This is a genomic window from Pseudomonas sp. ML2-2023-6, assembly GCF_037055265.1.
Lineage (GTDB): Bacteria > Pseudomonadota > Gammaproteobacteria > Pseudomonadales > Pseudomonadaceae > Aquipseudomonas > Aquipseudomonas kulmbachensis.
Window position 1 is genome coordinate 1,118,491 of sequence record NZ_CP146347.1, and the last position, 18,530, is coordinate 1,137,020.

Annotated in this window: 16 protein-coding genes; 8 read left to right on the forward strand and 8 right to left on the reverse strand. The window is 59.2% G+C overall.

Features of this window, described 5'->3' with window-relative positions; genetic code table 11:
- Positions 1-59: 59 nt before the first annotated feature.
- The 6 genes from bioF (at position 60) to V6L79_RS05135 (ending at position 7,558) form a co-directional block, all read left to right on the forward strand.
- A complete protein-coding gene (gene bioF / locus V6L79_RS05110; RefSeq protein WP_261740670.1) occupies positions 60-1,232 on the forward strand; it encodes an 8-amino-7-oxononanoate synthase in 1,173 nt (390 codons plus the stop codon).
- The gene (locus V6L79_RS05115; RefSeq protein ID WP_261740671.1) at positions 1,225-1,956 is read left to right on the forward strand and encodes an alpha/beta fold hydrolase; all 732 of its coding nucleotides are present in this window, start codon (positions 1,225-1,227) and stop codon (positions 1,954-1,956) included. The genes bioF and V6L79_RS05115 overlap by 8 nt, the downstream gene beginning before the upstream one ends.
- Entirely contained in the window at positions 1,949-2,761 is an 813-nt protein-coding gene (gene bioC / locus V6L79_RS05120; protein WP_321835511.1) for a malonyl-ACP O-methyltransferase BioC, read from the forward strand. The genes V6L79_RS05115 and bioC overlap by 8 nt, the downstream gene beginning before the upstream one ends.
- The gene (bioD, locus tag V6L79_RS05125) at positions 2,758-3,438 is read left to right on the forward strand and encodes a dethiobiotin synthase (protein ID WP_261740673.1); all 681 of its coding nucleotides are present in this window, start codon (positions 2,758-2,760) and stop codon (positions 3,436-3,438) included. The genes bioC and bioD overlap by 4 nt, the downstream gene beginning before the upstream one ends.
- Before the next feature lie 280 nt (positions 3,439-3,718).
- Entirely contained in the window at positions 3,719-5,524 is a 1,806-nt protein-coding gene (locus V6L79_RS05130; RefSeq protein WP_261740674.1) for a phenylacyl-CoA dehydrogenase, read from the forward strand.
- A 255-nt stretch (positions 5,525-5,779) separates the two neighbouring features.
- A complete protein-coding gene (locus tag V6L79_RS05135) occupies positions 5,780-7,558 on the forward strand; it encodes an acyl-CoA dehydrogenase C-terminal domain-containing protein (RefSeq protein WP_338579898.1) in 1,779 nt (592 codons plus the stop codon).
- 266 nt (positions 7,559-7,824) lie between these two features.
- On the opposite strand, the gene V6L79_RS05140 is transcribed toward V6L79_RS05135, so the two are convergent.
- A complete protein-coding gene (locus tag V6L79_RS05140) occupies positions 7,825-8,724 on the reverse strand; it encodes a LysR family transcriptional regulator (RefSeq protein ID WP_261740676.1) in 900 nt (299 codons plus the stop codon).
- A 217-nt stretch (positions 8,725-8,941) separates the two neighbouring features.
- Between V6L79_RS05140 and V6L79_RS05145 the strand changes: the two genes are divergently transcribed.
- Together V6L79_RS05145 and V6L79_RS05150 are read left to right on the forward strand one after the other, a co-directional pair.
- On the forward strand, positions 8,942-10,225 hold the full coding sequence (locus tag V6L79_RS05145) for an aspartate aminotransferase family protein (RefSeq protein WP_261740677.1): 1,284 nt from the start codon (positions 8,942-8,944) through the stop codon (positions 10,223-10,225).
- 185 nt (positions 10,226-10,410) lie between these two features.
- Positions 10,411-10,569: a YqaE/Pmp3 family membrane protein gene (locus tag V6L79_RS05150; RefSeq protein WP_004419451.1), complete on the forward strand. Its 159-nt coding sequence runs from the start codon at positions 10,411-10,413 to the stop codon at positions 10,567-10,569.
- 169 nt (positions 10,570-10,738) lie between these two features.
- Here the strand turns inward: V6L79_RS05150 and V6L79_RS05155 are convergent, their stop codons facing one another.
- The 7 genes from V6L79_RS05155 to pqqF all read right to left on the reverse strand — a co-directional run bounded on the left by V6L79_RS05155 (position 10,739) and on the right by pqqF (position 18,520).
- The gene (locus tag V6L79_RS05155; protein ID WP_338579899.1) at positions 10,739-12,571 is read right to left on the reverse strand and encodes a S9 family peptidase; all 1,833 of its coding nucleotides are present in this window, start codon (positions 12,569-12,571) and stop codon (positions 10,739-10,741) included.
- Complete coding sequence (pqqE, locus tag V6L79_RS05160; protein WP_321836483.1) at positions 12,537-13,673, reverse strand: pyrroloquinoline quinone biosynthesis protein PqqE; 1,137 nt, start codon at positions 13,671-13,673, stop codon at positions 12,537-12,539. Before pqqE ends, V6L79_RS05155 begins: the two co-directional genes overlap by 35 nt.
- A 7-nt stretch (positions 13,674-13,680) precedes the next feature.
- Complete coding sequence (gene pqqD, locus V6L79_RS05165) at positions 13,681-13,956, reverse strand: pyrroloquinoline quinone biosynthesis peptide chaperone PqqD (protein ID WP_261740679.1); 276 nt, start codon at positions 13,954-13,956, stop codon at positions 13,681-13,683.
- Complete coding sequence (pqqC, locus tag V6L79_RS05170; protein WP_261740680.1) at positions 13,953-14,705, reverse strand: pyrroloquinoline-quinone synthase PqqC; 753 nt, start codon at positions 14,703-14,705, stop codon at positions 13,953-13,955. The genes pqqD and pqqC overlap by 4 nt, the downstream gene beginning before the upstream one ends.
- 132 nt (positions 14,706-14,837) lie before the next feature.
- Positions 14,838-15,749 (reverse strand): pyrroloquinoline quinone biosynthesis protein PqqB, encoded by a 912-nt coding sequence (pqqB, locus tag V6L79_RS05175; protein WP_321835520.1) that lies wholly within the window; start codon positions 15,747-15,749, stop codon positions 14,838-14,840.
- A gap of 95 nt (positions 15,750-15,844) precedes the next feature.
- A complete protein-coding gene (pqqA, locus tag V6L79_RS05180) occupies positions 15,845-15,919 on the reverse strand; it encodes a pyrroloquinoline quinone precursor peptide PqqA (protein ID WP_003444522.1) in 75 nt (24 codons plus the stop codon).
- A 153-nt stretch (positions 15,920-16,072) separates the two neighbouring features.
- Positions 16,073-18,520, reverse strand: coding sequence for a pyrroloquinoline quinone biosynthesis protein PqqF (gene pqqF, locus V6L79_RS05185; RefSeq protein WP_338579900.1), 2,448 nt, complete (start codon positions 18,518-18,520; stop codon positions 16,073-16,075).
- Positions 18,521-18,530: the final 10 nt, after the last annotated feature.

The following is an 18,530-nucleotide window of genomic DNA, read 5'->3' on the forward strand; positions in this document are numbered from 1 at the left end:
CCGTAGCAGCTGCCGAAGGCTGCGTTCGGCAGCTGCTACGAACGCTCATCGAGGCCAGCATGTCTTTTGATTTAAGCGCCCGTCTGGCCGCTCGCCGTGCCGATAACCTGTATCGTCAGCGCCCGCTGCTGGAAAGCCCGCAAGGGCCGCTGGTGGTGGTCGACGGGCAGCCTCTGCTCGCGTTCTGCAATAACGACTATCTGGGGCTGGCCAATCACCCGCAGGTGATCGAAGCCTGGCAGGCCGGTGCGTCGCGCTGGGGCGTGGGCGGCGGTGCGTCGCATCTGGTTATCGGTCACAGCACTGCGCATCACGTTTTGGAAGAAGCCCTGGCCGAATTCACTGGCCGCCCGCGGGCACTGCTGTTCAGCAACGGCTATATGGCCAATCTGGGTGCCGTCACGGCGCTGGTGGGGCAGGGCGATACGGTGCTCGAAGACCGGCTCAATCATGCCTCGTTGCTGGATGCGGGTCTGTTGAGCGGTGCGCGGTTCAGCCGCTATCTGCATAACGATGCGGTCAGCTTGGCTAAACGTCTGGAGAAGGCCTGCGGCAACACGCTGGTGGTCACCGATGGCGTGTTCAGCATGGACGGCGACCTGGCCGATCTGCCCGCACTGGCCCTTGAAGCAAAGGCCAAGGGTGCCTGGCTGATGGTGGACGATGCCCACGGCTTTGGCCCGTTAGGCGCCAATGGCGGCGGAATCGCCGAACACTTCGGCTTGGGCATGGACGATGTGCCGGTGCTGGTCGGTACGTTGGGAAAGGCATTTGGCACCAGCGGTGCATTTGTAGCGGGCAGCGAAGAACTGATCGAAAGCCTGATCCAGTTCGCCCGCCCTTACATTTACACCACTAGCCAGCCGCCAGCACTTGCCTGTGCCACGTTGAAAAGCCTTGAGCTGTTGCGCACCGAGCACTGGCGCCGTGAGCACTTGAACACCTTGATCGGTCAATTCCGTCGTGGCGCCGAGCAAATCGGCCTGCAATTGATGGACAGCTTTACCCCAATCCAACCCATCATGATTGGCGACAGTGGCCGGGCTATTCGCTTGTCGCAGATGCTGCGCGAGCGCGGCTTGCTGGTGACCGCCATTCGCCCGCCCACGGTGCCTGCAGGCAGCGCACGCTTGCGTGTGACCTTGTCGGCTGCCCACACAGAGGCCCAGGTGCAGCTATTGTTAAGTGCACTCGACGACTGTTGGCGTACGTTGGAGCGAGATCATGCGTGATCGTTTGATTCTGCTGCCGGGCTGGGGCCTGGGGGTTTCACCCCTGGAGCCGCTGGCTGTGGCTTTGCGTGGGCTGGACGAGCACTTGCGGGTTGAAATCGAACCGCTGCCGGTGCTGTTGTCCGCCGATCTTGACGACTGGCTCGATGAGCTCGACTCGACCCTGCCCGACAACGTCTGGCTGGGCGGCTGGTCGCTGGGCGGGATGCTCGCCAGCGAGCTGGCGGCGCGTCGGGGCGATCGGTGTTGCGGGCTGGTGACATTGGCCAGTAACGCGAGCTTTGTCAGTCGCGAGGATTGGCCAAGCGCGATGCCCGCGTCTACTTTTGAGCCGTTCCTGAGCGGTTTTCGCGATGCCCCCAACACCACCCTGAAGCGCTTTTGCCTGCTGTGCAGCCAAGGTTCACATGAGTCTCGGGCACTGGCCGGGCTGCTATTGGGCGCTGCGCCGAAAGCCCAGCCGGACACTCTGTTGGCGGGTCTTGAATTGCTGGGCAAGCTGGACACGCGGGCCGCCTTGCAGCGGTTCAACGGACCGCAATTGCATCTGTATGCCGGGCTCGATGCCCTGGTGCCGGTACAGGCTGCATCCGATGTGCTGGCGTTATTACCCGATGTCGAAGTGGGCCTGATCGAACAGGCCTGTCATGCATTTTTGCTGGAAGCCCCCCATGAACTGGCGGCGGCAATCCAGGCTTTTTTACACGAGTCGGGCGATGAATGATTTGAGTATTGCGATGCTTGCGGCCAGCTTGCCGGACAAGCGTCAGGTGGCGGTTTCGTTTTCCCGTGCGGCGAGCAGCTACGACAGTGTCGCCGAGTTGCAACGTGCCGTTGGCCACGAACTGATTACCCGTTTACCGCCAGGGCTAACCCCGCAACGCTGGCTGGATCTGGGCAGTGGTACGGGCTATTTCAGCCGTGAGTTGGGCCAGCGTTTTGCCAATAGCCAAGGGCTGGCGCTGGATATCGCCCAAGGCATGCTGGCGTATGCCCGGCCCTTGGGTGGGGCGCAGCATTTTATTGCCGGCGATGCCGAAAGCCTGCCGCTGCAGTCGAACAGTTGCGACGTGATTTTTTCCAGTCTGGCGTTGCAATGGTGCGCTGATTTCAGAGCGGTTCTGAGCGAAGCCCATCGTGTGCTCAAGCCCGGTGGTGTGTTGGCATTTGCCAGTTTGTGCGTGGGCACTTTGAGTGAGCTGCGCGACAGTTGGCGGGCGGTTGATGGTCAGGTTCACGTCAATCGCTTTCGTGAGTTCGAGACTTATCAGCAGTTGTGTGCAGACAGCCAGTTGCACGTTGCCAGCTTGCACAATCAGGCGCATGTGCTGCACTACCCGCAAGTTCGCCAGTTGACTCATGAACTGAAAGCTCTTGGGGCTCACAATCTGAATCCAGGGCGCCCCGAAGGATTGACCGGAAGGGCACGGCTTCAGGGGTTGATTGGCGCCTATGAGCAGTTTCGTCAACCGCTCGGGCTACCGGCGACGTATCAGGTGGTCTACGGCATTTTGGAGAAAGCGCGATGAGCCCTGCGTACTTCATTACCGGTACAGATACGGATGTGGGCAAAACCACGGTGGCAGCAGGTTTGTTGTATGCCGCACGCGCCGCAGGGCTGAGCACGGCAGCGGGCAAACCGGTGGCGTCTGGCTGTGAAGTCACGCCACAGGGTTTGCGCAATGCGGACGCGCTGGCGCTGATGGCTGAAAGCACCATCGAACTGAGTTATGCCGAGGTCAACCCGGTCGCGTTCGAACCGGCAATCGCCCCGCATATTGCTGCGCGTGAAGCCGGGGTGGTGTTGACGGTGCGCTCGTTGCTGACGCCCATGCAGCAGATCCTGGCCAAACAGGCAGATTTCACCTTGATTGAAGGCGCTGGCGGCTGGCGCGTGCCACTGTCAGGGCAAGACAGTTTGTCGGACCTGGCGCAGGCCCTGGACCTGCCGGTAATTCTGGTGGTGGGCGTGCGTTTGGGGTGTATCAGCCATGCATTATTGACGGCCGAGGCGATTGCCCGGGATGGCCTGCAACTGGCTGGCTGGGTGGCCAATATCATTGGCCCGAAAACTTCACGCCTGGAAGAAAACCTCGCCACCCTGGCGGAACGCTTGCCCGCACCCTGCCTGGGGCGGGTGCCAAAGTTGAAATCAGCGTCGGCACAGTCCGTGGCTGAATACCTGCAACTCGATTTGCTGGACTGAAAGCCGCTCCAATTCAGACCACGATCTATTGTGGGAGCGGGCTTGCCCGCGATGGCATCGGCTCGGTCTGACAGACTGTCCGCGTCGCCTGTATCGCTAGCAGGCTCGCTCCCACCATTCCTTTTCCTTTTGCCTGACAAATCCGACCTACGACGAACGGCGGCTTCGCGCTGCTTGACAATAAATAGGCGTAAACGTATGTTTCAAACAACTGTTTGACCGCTATAACAAATCCACGCGGTTGTTCATCTCCCGGATTCATCAGCAGAGGTTTATCGCTATGCCTGACTACAAGGCCCCCTTGCGTGATATTCGCTTCGTTCGTGACGAACTGCTCGGTTACGAAGCGCACTATCAGAGCCTGCCGGCTTGCCAGGACGCTACTCCAGATATGGTTGACGCCATTCTTGAAGAGGGCGCCAAGTTTTGTGAGCAGGTGCTGGCACCTCTGAACCGCGTGGGTGACATCGAAGGCTGCACCTGGAGTGAATCCGGGGTTAAAACCCCTACCGGTTTTAAAGAAGCCTACAAGCAATTCGTTGAAGGCGGCTGGCCAAGCCTGGCGCACGACGTAGAGCACGGTGGCCAAGGCCTGCCGGAGTCTTTGGGCCTGGCGGTAAGTGAAATGGTCGGCGCTGCCAACTGGTCGTGGGGTATGTACCCAGGCCTGTCTCATGGCGCGATGAACACCATCTCCGAGCACGGCACTGCCGAGCAGCAAGAGACCTACCTGAGCAAGCTGGTGACCGGCGAATGGACCGGCACCATGTGCCTGACCGAATCGCACTGTGGTACGGACCTCGGCCTGCTGCGCACCAAGGCTGAACCTCAGGCTGACGGCTCGTACAAGATTTCAGGCACCAAGATCTTTATCTCGGCCGGCGAACACGACATGGCCGACAACATCGTCCATATCGTACTGGCCCGCCTGCCGGATGCACCGGCTGGGACCAAAGGCATTTCGCTGTTTATCGTGCCCAAGTTCAAGGCTAACGCCGATGGCAGCATCGGTGAGCGCAACGCCGTGTCCTGTGGCTCGCTTGAGCACAAAATGGGCATCCACGGTAACGCTACCTGTGTGATGAACTTCGACGGCGCTACAGGTTTCCTGATCGGCCCGCCGAACAAAGGCCTGAACTGCATGTTCACCTTTATGAACACCGCACGTCTGGGCACCGCCCTGCAGGGCTTGTCCCACGCAGAAATCGGTTTCCAGGGCGGTTTGAAATATGCTCGCGACCGTTTGCAAATGCGTTCGTTGACCGGCCCTAAAGCACCTGAAAAGGCAGCTGACCCGATCATCGTTCACCCGGATGTTCGCCGCATGCTGTTGACCATGAAGGCTTTCGCCGAAGGCAACCGTGCGATGGTTTACTTCACCGCCAAGCTAGTCGACATCGTCAAATACGGTGTTGATGAAGAAGAGAAGAAGAAAGCCGACGCACTGCTGGCTTTCATGACTCCGATCGCTAAAGCGTTCATGACTGAAGTCGGTTTTGAGTCCGCCAACCACGGCGTTCAAATCTACGGCGGCCACGGCTTTATCGCCGAGTGGGGCATGGAGCAGAACGTTCGCGACAGCCGCATTTCGATGCTGTACGAAGGCACCACCGGTATCCAGGCACTCGACCTGCTGGGCCGTAAAGTGCTGATGACTCAAGGCGAAGCGCTTAAGGGCTTCACCAAGATCGTGCACAAGTTCTGCCAGACCAACGAAGGCAACGAAGCCGTTCAGGAATTCGTGACTCCGCTGGCTGCACTGAACAAGGAATGGGGCGAGCTGACCATGAAGGTCGGTATGGCAGCCATGAAAGACCGTGAAGAAGTAGGTGCGGCCTCGGTCGATTACCTGATGTATTCCGGTTATGCGTGCCTGGCGTACTTCTGGGCTGACATGGCCCGTCTGGCGGCTGAAAAGCTGGCGGCAGGTACTTCGGAAGAAGCCTTCTACAAAGCCAAGCTGCAAACTGCGCGCTTCTACTTCCAGCGCATCTTGCCGCGCACTCGCGCACACGTTGCCACCATGCTGTCGGGCGCTGCCAACCTGATGGACATGAAAGAAGAAGACTTCGACCTGGGCTACTAAGCCTCGGCGGGTCATTTAAAAAGCTGCGTTCCCATGGGGTTCGCAGCTTTTTTTCTTTCGGGCACTCCTCAAGAAACCATCTGTGGGAGCGAGCCTGCTCGCGAAAGCCTTCGCGAGCAGGCTCGCTCCCACGCAATACATATCCTCGTGACTGTTACATTTGTATCGGTCACAGCATGACCCTATGTATCGACATCGTCGTTAAGATAGACTGGGTCCTACATTAATCGCCGTTTACAGATTACGAGGTTTGCCATGGCTGACTACAAAGCGCCCCTGCGCGATATGCGCTTCGTCCTCAATGAAGTCTTCGAGGTCGCTACACTTTGGGCGCAATTGCCTGCGTTGGCAGAGACCGTAGATGCTGAAACGGTTGAAGCCATACTCGAAGAAGCGGGCAAGGTCACCGCTAAAAGCATCTCACCGCTGAGTCGTAGCGGCGATGAAGAAGGTTGCCACTGGGACAATGGCGCGGTAACCACCCCGGCCGGTTTCGTCGATGCCTATCGCACCTACGCTGAAGGCGGTTGGGTTGGCGTGGGGGGTGACCCCGAGTTCGGCGGCATGGGCATGCCCAAGGCGGTATCGGCCCAGGTCGAAGAAATGATCAACTCCTCCAGCCTGTCGTTCGGCTTGTACCCGATGCTGACAGCCGGGGCCTGTGTCTCTATCAACGCCCACGCCAGCGACGAATTGAAGGCCACTTATCTGCCGAATATGTACTCGGGTGTGTGGGCCGGTTCCATGTGCTTGACCGAGCCCCATGCCGGTACGGACCTGGGGATTATTCGCACCAAGGCCGAGCCTCAAGCAGATGGTTCTTACAAGGTCAGCGGGACCAAAATATTCATCACCGGCGGCGAGCACGACCTGACGGAAAACATCATCCATCTGGTGCTGGCCAAACTGCCGGATGCGCCGGCCGGGCCTAAAGGTATTTCGCTGTTCCTGGTGCCCAAGTTCATGGTCCATGCCGATGGCAGCCTGGGTGATCGCAACCCGGTTACCTGCGGCTCGATCGAGCACAAAATGGGTATTCAGGCTTCGGCCACCTGCGTGATGAACTTCGACGAAGCTGTGGGCTATCTGGTAGGTGAGCCCAACCGCGGCCTGGCCGCAATGTTCACCATGATGAACTACGAGCGTCTGGGCGTTGGGATTCAGGGCCTGGCCTCGGGTGAGCGTTCATATCAGAACGCTGTGGAATATGCCCGTGACCGTCTGCAAGGACGCGCAGCTACCGGCCCTCAGGCCAAAGACAAAGTGGCTGATCCGATCATCGTGCACGCTGACGTGCGGCGCATGCTGTTGACGATGAAGGCCTCGAACGAAGGCGGGCGGGCTTTTTCGACCTACGTTGCCAATCAACTGGATATCGCCAAGTTCAGCGAAGACCCGGCTGCGCGTGAGCGGGCGGATGATCTGGTCGCGTTGTTGACCCCGGTCGCCAAGGCCTTCTTGACCGACCTGGGCCTTGAAACCACCGTGCATGGTCAGCAAGTGTTCGGCGGTCATGGCTATATTCGTGAGTGGGGCCAGGAGCAACTGGTGCGTGATGTGCGCATCACCCAGATTTACGAGGGCACCAACGGTATCCAGGCGCTGGATCTGGTGGGGCGCAAGATCGTTGGTAATCGCGGTGTTTACTACCGTTTATTTGCCGATGAGATTCGTCAGTTCATCGCCTCTGCAAACAGCGACTTGAATGAGTTCACCCAGCCATTGGCTGCAGCTTTGGACACACTTGATCAGTTGACCGCCTGGGTCCTGGACCGTTCGCAGAGCAACCCGAACGAGATCGGTGCAGCTTCTGTCGAGTACCTTCAGGTTTTTGGTTACACCGCGTATGCATATATGTGGGCGCTGATGGCCAAGGCTGCGTTAGGTAAAGAGTCCGATGAAGCGTTCTATGTCAGCAAACTGGGGACTGCACGCTTCTATTTCGCACGTTTGCTGCCGCGTATCCACTCCTTGAGCGCTTCGGTGAAGGCGGGCAGTGAGTCGCTTTATCTGCTGGATGAAGCACATTTTTAACCTGTTTAGTACGTTGTAAGCATTTGCTTACATAACATGCTGCCAATCGCCCATATCGCCAGATTGGATCCATGGGTAATCTACTTCTCATGGACGTAGAGCAGGAAGCTCAAAGCAACAACACGGACACGTAGGATTCTGCCAGGATGGCGGAGTGAAAAGGAAGTCAGGGAAACAGTCTGCAAAACCCCGCCTCGGCGGGGTTTTCTTTTTTGTGCGTCAGTATTTTCTGTTTGATCGGGTTTCAACATATCCCGCTCCCACATTTACATCGTGGTGGCCTGTGGATGCATCACATCCTCAAGCAGTGTGCGCAACAACCCCAATGTTGCCTGCTGACGCTGCACATCGCGGCACACCAACCCCACCTTTAGCGGCACCCTCGGCTCACTCAGCGGTTTCCACAGTAGAGCCTTGTCGTCATGTTGCTGACGCGAGCGTCCCGGCAGTACGGTGGCCAGTTTGCTGTGAGGCAGGCTGTCGAGAATCCCGGCCATGGTGTTCAGCTCAGCCTGAACCTGCGGTCGACGGCCCAGGTTGGCGAGCTGGGTTTGCCAGATCTGGCGTACCTGAAACTCTTCCCCCAGCAGCAACATCGGTAGTTCAGCGGCCTGACTCAGCGAGACTTTCTTGAATTCGCGCAATGGATGATCGGCAGGGATCACCAGTTGCAGTTCGTCTTCGTACAGCATCATCCCGTGCAGCCCCGGCTGTCGTGGCGGCAGGTAGCTGATACCGATGTCGAGTGAACCATTGAGCAGGCGTCGTTCGATCTCGATCCCGGTCAGTTCGTAAATCTGTACCACCAAGTGGGGTTGAGCCTGTCGTACTCGCTCAAGCATTTGCGGCACCAGGCTGGTATGCACGGTTTGCAGAACACCGATGGCAATAGTGCGCAGGGCCTGGCCCTGGAAGTTGTGCAGGGCCTCTTTGGCCCGCTGTAAACCGTCGAGCAGTGGCAGTGCGTGGTTGTACAGCGTGTGCGCCGCCAGGGTGGGCAACAGTCGTTTGCTGCTGCGCTCAAAGAGGCTGACATCAAGCGTGTGTTCGAGCTGGCGAATCTGCTGCGACAAGGCTGGCTGCGAGATAGAAAGCCGCTCGGCAGCGCGTCCAACATGGCCTTCTTCATAGACCGCGACGAAATAACGCAGTTGCTTGAAATCCATAAGTTTTACTTATCGAAAATACTTAAAAAACGAAATGGCTCAACGGCCCGCAGGCGCCTAGTCTACGCCCATTCTAGAAGGCTCATCGAGCCTGAGATGCTGATTTGTAGCGGTGTTTTACATAGGCAAGGCAATAAACCCATCAAGAGGTTTACCTTCCGACTGAACTGCCAGTAGTTGCAAATCGAATCTGTTTATGGTCACAAGGTCCGCGTGCATGAACCTGTTTAACCTGCGTCGTCACTCCCCCAGCCTTGAAGAGATGGCTGCGCATTCTGCGCCGTCCATTTCTGGCAACCACCCTGCCCGTGAGTACCTGATGCCCTGCGTTGAGCGCGAAGCTCAAGTGTTTGTGCGGGGGCAGGGGTCGTGGATGTGGGACAGCGACAGCCGAGCGTATCTGGATTTCACCCAGGGCGGTGCGGCCAATAGCCTGGGCCACAGTCCGGCGGCTGTGGTCAAGGCGTTGGCCGATCAAGCGCAATCGTTGATGAATCCGGGGGCGGGCTTTTTAAACCGCGGGATGCTGAACCTGGCGCAGCGTTTGTGCGAAAGCACTGGCAGCGATCAGGTGCATTTACTCAATACCGGAGCTGAAGCCAACGAGGGCGCGATCAAGCTGGCGCGCAAATGGGGGCAACTGCATCGCGGTGGCGCCCATCGGATTATCACCGCCAGCCGCAGCTGCCACGGCCGCAGCTTTGGTGCGATGTCGGCCTCGGGCAGTGCGACGCTGGATAACCGTTTCGAGCCGCAATTGCCGGGCTTTATCAATGTGCCGTTTAACGATTTGCCCGCGTTGCATGCGGCGGTCGATGCACAGACCGTGGCCATCATGCTGGAGCCGGTGCAAAGCGAGGCCGGTGTGATCCCGGCGACCGAGCATTACCTCAAGGGTGTTGAGCGGTTGTGCCGCGAGCTGGGAATTCTGCTGATCCTGGATGAAGTCCAGACCGGTATGGGGCGTTGCGGCACCTTGTTGGCGGAACAGAACTACGGCATTCGTGCCGACATCATCACTCTGGGCAAAGGCCTGGGCGGCGGTGTACCACTGGCCGCGTTGCTGGCCAGGGGCAAGGCGTGCTGTCTGGAGCCTGGTGAGTTGGGTGGCACTCATCACGGCAACGCGCTGATGAGCGCCGCTGGTTTGGCGGTGCTCGACACGCTGCTGGAAAAAAGCTTTTTGCAACAAGTACGCGACACGGGGCAGCACCTGCGCGAGGGCTTGGGCCGGTTGGCCAATAGTTATGCACAGGGTGAATTGCGCGGACAGGGCTTGTTGTGGGGGCTGACCTTGTCGGATGACTCAGCAGAAGCGGTGGTCAAGGCTGCCCTGTACGAGGGTTTGCTGATCAGCGCGCCGCAGCCCGACTGCCTGCGCTTTACTCCGGCCCTGTGCGTGAGCAAAGGCAATGTCGATGAGATGTTGCTGCGTCTGGCCCGGGCATTTGCTCGGGTACGAACGGCGCAATTGCAGTGCCGTCGCGGGGTCGCCGTCTGATTGCCGCCGCCATACAGAATTTAAAGAACCGTCTCGCGGTATAACGCGTCGCCCTGTGCCTGATTCCTTCGGCACAGGGCGTTTTTTTTGGGTTGTGGATAAGTCTGAGTGAACCTTTGGTCCGCGCTCAGAGTCGATTAATGGCAGGGCTTGATTGAGCCCACCATTATTAGGGAGCTGACTGTATGGACCTTATTAAAATCATCTTCGCCATCCTGCTCCCGCCACTGGGCGTGTTTATGCAAGTGGGTTTTGCCGGGGCGTTCTGGCTGAATATTCTGCTGACCCTATGCGGTTACATCCCGGGGATCGTGCACGCGGTGTGGATTATCGCCAAGCGCTAATCTTTAAGACTGTAGATATCTGTAGCAGCTGCCGAAGGAACGAGGCTGCGTTCGACGATGCAATCGTCGCAAACCCGGTTAGCGCGATACATCTGTAACACCAAGGCTGACTGGTTTACGACTGCTGCGCAGCCGGACGTAGCCTCGTTCCTTCGGCAACTGCTACAAGTTATTCATCAGCTTGCATCACCTGGCTGTAAAACAACCATTCCTGCTCCAGCGCGTGGGCCTGATTGCTGGCTTTGCGAAAACCGTGGCGTTCGTCAGGGTAGTAATGCGCTTGGGCCGGGATGCCGTTGTCTTGCAGGGCCTGGAGCATGTCGCGGGTTTGTTGCGGCACCACGACGGCGTCCAGTTCGCCTTGGAAGAAAATCACCGGCACGCTGATCTGGCTGGCGAACAGCAATGGAGTACGCGCCGCGTAGCGTGCTGCGTCGCGCTCGGGATCGCCAATCAGCCAGTCCAGGTAGTCGCCTTCAAACTTGTGGGTAGCGCGCGTCAGTGCAATCGGGTCGCTGACGCCATACAGGCTGGCGCCTGCGCGGAACACCTGGTTGAACGCAAGTGCGCACAAGGTGGTGTAACCGCCCGCGCTACCGCCGCGAATAAATGCGTTGTCGGGATCAATCAGTCCCTGTTCGGCGAGATAACTGACAACTGAGCAGGCATCTTCGACATCCACCACTCCCCATTCCAGATGCAGGGCTTGGCGATATTCGCGGCCATAGCCGCTGCTGCCGCGATAGTTGAGGTCGGCCACGGCAAAGCCGCGCTGGGTCCAGTACTGAATACGCGGGTCGAGCATCGGGTAGCAGGCAGAAGTCGGTCCGCCGTGAATAAATACCAGCAATGGCGGTTTGCTTTCGCCGTGCATCGACGGGTAGAAAAACCCGTGAGCCTGGCCACCGCCCGAAGGATAGCGCAGGGTTTGCGGACGGCTGATGCGCTCGGGTGGCAACGGCGCCGCGCCACCGGCCAGCACGTCCACCTGGTGGTCGGCGCGGCGAATACGGACCACCGCTGAAGGGCGTACCGGTGATGCGGCGATGCAGTAAATAAACTCGTCATCCAGCGCCAGGCTGCGAAAATGACTGTAATCGCCGGTGAAGTCTTCAAGGTTACCGTCAGCCGAGCGGATGCCCAAATGTCCGAAACCGGCTTCGGTCCAACTGGCCAGATAGGTCTGTTCACCCAGGGGCAGCCAGGTACAGGTACCTAACTGCCAGGGAGCCGGGGCGTGATCGGCGCGAGCCCCGGGTGCGGGCACCAGGCCTTCGCCGGACTCAGCCCACGGCTGCCAGAAACCTGCACGGTCGGTCAGGCAATGCAGGCGGTTGTGTTCGTCGAAGCGCGGCTGTTGCAGCGATTCTTCGCCCAGATCACCGGCCAGACATTGCGCGGTATTCCAGAGACCTGCGTTTTGGCCTTCGGCCAGCATCAGGCGGGTCGATGTCCACGGCTGATGCGGGCGGCTCCACTCAACCCAGGCCAGGCGTTGGCCGTCAGGGCTCAGCGCGGGCGCTGCATAGAAGTCGGCACCTTCGGCCAATACCCGGCGCTCAAGGGTGCTGAGGTTGATGCTGACCAGTCGATGCTGATCAATATTCTCTTCGACGGCCAGCACCAGCCCGGCAGCAAACTGCAGGCCGCCGTAGCGGCATGTGCCTTGGGTCAGCGCTTGTGGGGCGGTGCCGTCCAGAGGTTGCAAGTACAGTTGCTGATCGGCTTCGTTGACGAACACCACGGCCTCATCGCTCAGGCAAAACGCGCCACCGCCGTACTCGTACACCCTGCTGCGTGCGCTGAAACCGCTGGGCGTCAGGCAGTGTGCCAGGCCATCGCGCCAGTGCCAGATGCGGGAGGCGGCGTCTTGTGGGCGATATTCATTCCAGAACAGGCCCTGTGGGCCGACTCGCAACTCTGCGAAATCGACCCCGGCGGCAACGGCGAGTGCGGCGCTGAATGGTTCAGCTTTTAGCGATGAGGCGCGAGTTTCGTTCATTTCGGAAGGCCAATTGTTCGATGGTCTGGGTGGCGTGCTCGGCTTCTTCGCGCGCCTTGAGAATCAGGTCGTGTTGTGGCGATTTGCTGCAGACCGGGTCGGCATTGCTGGCGTCTCCGGTGAGCATAAAGGCCTGGCAACGACAGCCGCCGAAGTCCTTTTCTTTCTCGTCGCACGAGCGGCAGGGCTCGGGCATCCAGTCATAACCGCGAAAACGGTTGAAGCCAAACGAGTCGTACCAGATGTGCTGCATGCTGTGGTCGCGCACATTGGGAAACTCGACCGGCATTTGCCGTGCACCATGACACGGCAGTGCCGTGCCGTCAGGTGTCACGGTCAAAAAGATGCTGCCCCAGCCGTTCATGCAGGCTTTGGGGCGCTCTTCGTAATAGTCCGGAGTGACGAAAATCAGCTTGCAGGGATGCCCTTCGGCTTCAAGCTTGGCCCGGTATTCATTGGTGATGCGCTCAGCCCGGACAAGCTGTTCCTTGGTCGGCAGCAGGCCAACGCGATTGAGCTGGGCCCAGCCGTAGAACTGGCAGGTGGCGAGCTCGACAAAGTCGGCCTCAAGGGCGATGCACAGCTCGATGATGCGGTCGATCTTGTCGATGTTGTGCCGGTGGGTGACGAAGTTCAGCACCATCGGATAGCCGTGGGCTTTTACGGCGCGGGCCATTTCGAGCTTTTGCGCGAAGGCCTTTTTCGAGCCCGCCAGCAGGTTGTTCACTTGCTCGTCGCTGGCCTGGAAACTGATCTGGATATGGTCCAGCCCGGCTTTTTTGAAATCGCTGATTTTTTGCTCGGTCAGGCCGATGCCCGAGGTGATCAGGTTGGTGTAGAAGCCAAGCGTGCGGGCCTCGCCGATCAGCTCTGCCAAGTCCTGACGCACCAGCGGCTCGCCACCGGAGAACCCAAGCTGAGCGGCGCCCATCTCCCGCGCTTCGCGAAAGACCTTGATCCACTGCTCAGTGCTTAGCTCTTTGCCTTGCTGGGCGAAGTCCAGCGGGTTGGAGCAATACGGGCATTGCAGCGGGCAACGATAGGTCAACTCGGCCAGCAGCCACAGCGGCAGGCCCACGTCGGGCTTGGGGGGCAACGGCATCAGGCGGTCAGGCGAGTTCGATCCAGTGCTCTGCACGAGCGACCTCCATAAATTGCTCGATGTCGGCACCGAGCTCAGGTACGCCGGGGAACTGTTTGTCCAGTTCACCAATAATGGCCGCGACATCGCGTTGGCCATCGATCAGGCCGCCGATCAGTGCGGCGCTTTCATTGAGTTTGATCATGCCTTCGGGGTATAGCAGCACATGGCCTTTTTGCGCGGGTTCGTACTGAAACCGGTAGCCGGTACGCCAGGTGGGGATTTTGCTGCGATCGAAGTTCATAAGGTGATTCCTTTATGCCAGACCCGTTCGCTGGTCACGCTGTGATAAGGCGGGCGGTCCAGTTCGTAGGCCATGGTCATGGCATCGAGCATGCTCCAAAGGATGTCGAGTTTGAACTGCAGAATTTCCAGCATGCGCTGCTGGCCCGCGTAGGTGGTGTAGTGCTGCAGGGTGATCGCCAGCCCGTGCTCCACGTCGCGTCGGGCCTGGCCCAGGCGAGTGCGGAAGTACTCATAGCCGGCCGGGTCGATCCACGGGTAATGCTGGGGCCAGCTGTCGAGTCGCGACTGGTGGATTTGCGGCGCGAACATCTCGGTCAGCGAGCTGCTGGCGGCTTCCTCCCAACTGGCGCGGCGGGCGAAGTTTACGTAAGCGTCCACCGCGAAGCGCACGCCGGGCAGTACCAGCTCCTGGGAGCGCAGTTGGTCCGGGTCCAGGCCGACTGCTTGGCCCAGGCGCAGCCAGGCTTCGATGCCGCCGTCTTCGCCGGGGGCGCCGTCGTGGTCGAGCAGGCGTTGAATCCATTCGCGACGTACTTCGCGATCCGGGCAGTTGGCCAGGATGGCGGCGTCCTTGAGCGGGATATTGACCTGATAGTAGAAGCGGTTGGCGACCCAGCCCTGAATCTGCTCGCGGGTCGCGCGGCCTTCGTACATTGCCACCTGATAGGGGTGGTAGATGTGGTAATAGGCGCCTTTGGCACGCAGGGCGGCCTCGAATTCGGCGGTTGAGAGTGGGACTTGGGTCATCGGGCGCCTCCAAAAAATGCTTTTGTAGCCGCTGCCGCAGGCTGCGATAAGGGTCGTAGACCCTTCATAACAACGAGGCCGCTAGGCAGCCATCGCAGCCTGCGGCAGCGGCTAAAAAGTTGGATGGTTCAATTACAACTCGATACTCATGCCATCAAAGGCCACTTCAACCCCCCGGCGCACCAGTTCGGCACGTTCGGCAGAGTCTTCGTCGAGGATCGGGTTGGTGTTGTTGATGTGAATAAGTACTTTGCGCTGCTCGGGCAGTTGCTCAAGCACGTCGAGCATGCCGCCGGGACCGTTTTGCGCCAGGTGGCCCATTTCGCGGCCGGTACGGGTGCCGACGCCACGGCGCTGCATTTCGTCGTCATCCCACATTGTGCCGTCCACCAGCAGGCAGTCGCTGCCGGCCATGATTTCGAGCAACGGCGCATCAACCTTGCCCAGTCCAGGCGCATAGAACAGCTTGCCACCGGTGCGCAGGTCTTCGACGATCAGGCCAATGTTGTCACCTGGGTGCGGGTCGAAACGGTGCGGCGAATAAGGCGGTGCTGCACTGCGCAATGGCAGCGGGCTGAAACGCAGGTTGGGGCAGGCCGGGATGGTGAACGAGCCTTCAAGCTCGATGCGGTTCCAGTTCAGGCCCCCGTTCCAGTGCTTGAGCATGGTGAACAGCGGGAAGCCGGTGCTCAGGTCTTCGTGGACCATATCAGTGCACCACACATCATGTGGGCAGCCTTCGCGCAGGCTGAGCAGACCAGTGGTGTGGTCGATCTGGCTGTCCATCAGGATGATCGCGCTGATCCCGGTATCACGCAGGGCGCGGCCCGGTTGCATCGGGGCGAAGCTTTGCAGCTGGGCGCGAATATCGGGCGAGGCGTTGCACAGAACCCAGTTCACGCCGTCATCGGAAATTGCAATGGAGGACTGGGTGCGGGCGGTGGCGCGCAGGCTGCCATCACGAAAACCCGAGCAGTTGACGCAATTGCAGTTCCACTGCGGGAATCCGCCGCCAGCGGCGGAACCTAGAATCTGGACGAACATGAGGTGTTCTCTTGCGAAGCTGAAAATAAAAACGCCCCGGCGAACCGAGGCGTTGGGTTGCCCTGCTTGGCTCTTTTATTCAAGAGGCAGGCAGATCAACGGCTTGCGAAGTACATGGTGACTTCAAAGCCAATTCGCAGATCGGTGTAAGCGGGTTTAGTCCAAGCCATTAGGTGACTCCTTCAGCGGGTGGGTGAATGGGTGTCTCTTGATTAGTCCAGCTCCCTAAGGAGTTGTTCAAAAGCTTAGGGAGCAATATTACTAAATTTAACTGTTTTTGAACGCCCAATGTCGGAGAAAGCTAATTACAGGGTTGGTAACGATCAGCTTCTCCCTTGATAAAACGTTTCAGTTGGTGGACTTGTTGCAAGACACAGCCAGCGGCTGGCGGGCGAGTTAATTTGCTCGGCCGCTTTCAGTGTAGTGCCTGTATCCATCGTCATAAGTGCAGTGTAGAGACCCGTCAGGTAATCCGACGGGTGGCCTGCCAACTTTGCTTGCCATACCAATTCACTGGCCTGAGGCACGCCCAGGGCCTCGGTCGAGAATTGTTGTGCCAAGGCTGCGCGGGTCTGTGTGAAAGTTGTTTCATCCAGTGCCGAGATCAGATTCGGCAAATTGGCGAGGAAATTCTGGATGTGCTCAAGGATTTGCGCCGTAGATGCGTGGGGCGATTGCACGCCGAACAGCAGGCCAGTTTGGCCATTGATTTGGCGCAGGCCACTGAAAACCGCATAACCCAATTGCAGCTCGACTCGCAGGCGTTGGTAGAACGGGGTTTGCGCCACTTGGGCGAGCAGGCGCCAGGCGGCTTCGTCAGCCAGTGTTGCTGCTGGAACGGTGCAAAACAGGATGAGTGCCTGTTCACTGGAGTCGCAGTTTTCGGTGTGCCAATGGCGTTGGGTCTGCGGTTCAGAGTGCTGTACAAGCTGCGCATCCGGAGTACCGGGGACCTTATTCAGTACGGGTGTGATCAGGGCGTGCGTGGCGGCTGGCAGCCCTACCGCCAGCCCGTCCCAACGTGCCTGGACCCAGCAGTGTTGCAGGTCGCTGACGGCAGACCCGCTAACGGGCTGGCATAGCTCGGGCAGGCGCTCAAGCAGTTGGCGAATCGGCATCAAGGGTGCGGGGGGTGGCGTGTAGCTTGGCTGTTCATTTGCAGGCGCGCTGAGTGTGCGCAACGCGTGTTCCAGAATGGCGGGCATCGGCTCATGGAAACCGTGCATTTTAAGTAGCCAGTCATTACCCGCGCCAGTGAGCGAAAGTTCGACCCCGGCTTCGCGAGCATCAAGTACAAGCGAGCGCAGGCTGGTTTGCAGCGCTCTCAGCAGGCTGATGGCAGGGGCTGCGGACAACCGCCAGCGCAGGTAAATCGCGGCCTCGCCGTTATGGCCGGGGATAGCCGTGCTGAAACTCATGGCGGACACGTCACGGCGACTGCGCAAACGATCCTGCGCGAAGGTTCGCAAGCCTCGGTGAGCGCTGGTTTGTCCGCGAATCAGACCGGCATTGAGCGGTTCTTTCGCCGCGTGCAGAAACGGATTGGGTGCAGGCAGTTGCCAGTCATATTGCGATGATGGCATTGCGCTTGGCTGCATCTGTTCCAGTACTGTCTTGAGGGTAGATGTGTCCTGGTCTGACAGGCCTGGTGTGCGATCCTCACAATCGCTGCGGGCCAGTTCCAGTGCACTGCTGACATCTTGCTGGCGCTGTTGCAGTAGGCGGAACTCTTCACGCAGCGCTGGCCAATCCTGTTGTGCGCTGAAAAACGCCAGCCAGTCATGGAAAGTGTCGCGGATTTGCGAGGCATGTTGAGCAATGTCGGTAGCGGCAGTGAACTCAACGTGCAGCAGGGCCTGGCCATTGAAGCGATAGAGCGGCGTGGCCTTCAGGGTGTCGATCAGTTGCTGCTGGCGCAAGTGTGCGAGGAGACCGCCGGTTTTGTCGGTATTGATCCAGTGGCACAGAAACTCCAGGGCTTTAGCGCACGCGAGCGGCAACTGTTCGAGGGCGAACATCAGGTTCAGGCGCGGGCCGTCGATGTGTTGATAGTGCGGTTCGGTGCTGGCCATCAGGGTCGGTGCACTGGCCTGTTGAACGCGGTCGCCGCGCAGCAGTGCGGCGCTATAGCGTTCAGCCAGGGCAATCAGGTCTTGCGCTGATTGCGGGCCGGTCAGGCTCAAGGTCATTTGCCCGGTCTGATAGTACTGCTGGTAAAAGTCCTTTAGAGCCTGCTGAAAACTCGCACGCGGTACTGGCAAGCTATACCGGTTGCCCGCATGGAACGCCCGTAACGGGTGGGCCGGGTTCAGGGGCTGGAAAAGTTTCATCTCGCGCTGTGCCGAAGTCTCACGGGCCCAGGCAATAAATTCGGCATGTAGCACTTCACGTTCGCGTAGTTGTTCATCCAGATTCATGCGCGGGTGGGCGAGCATGTCGCACAAGCGCTCAACACCGCCATCAAAGGCTGCGGTCGGCAGTTCGAAAAAGAAGTCGGTGTGTCGTTCGCAGGTTTTGGCATTCACTTGGCCGCCGTGGCGCTGCACGTAAGCCATCAGGCTGTCTGGTGCCGGGAAGCGCTCGGTGCCCAAAAACAGCAAGTGCTCCAGAAAGTGTGCCAGGCCGGGCCAGGCTGCGGGCACGTCGTGACTGCCTGCGGCAACCCGTAAAACGGCCGCGCAGCGCTTAAGGCGCGGCTCATGGCGCACGCAAAGAGTCAGACCGGATTTACAGGTCAAACGTTGGGTGTGAGGGTGGTTCAGCGCAGGCATGGGCACTTCC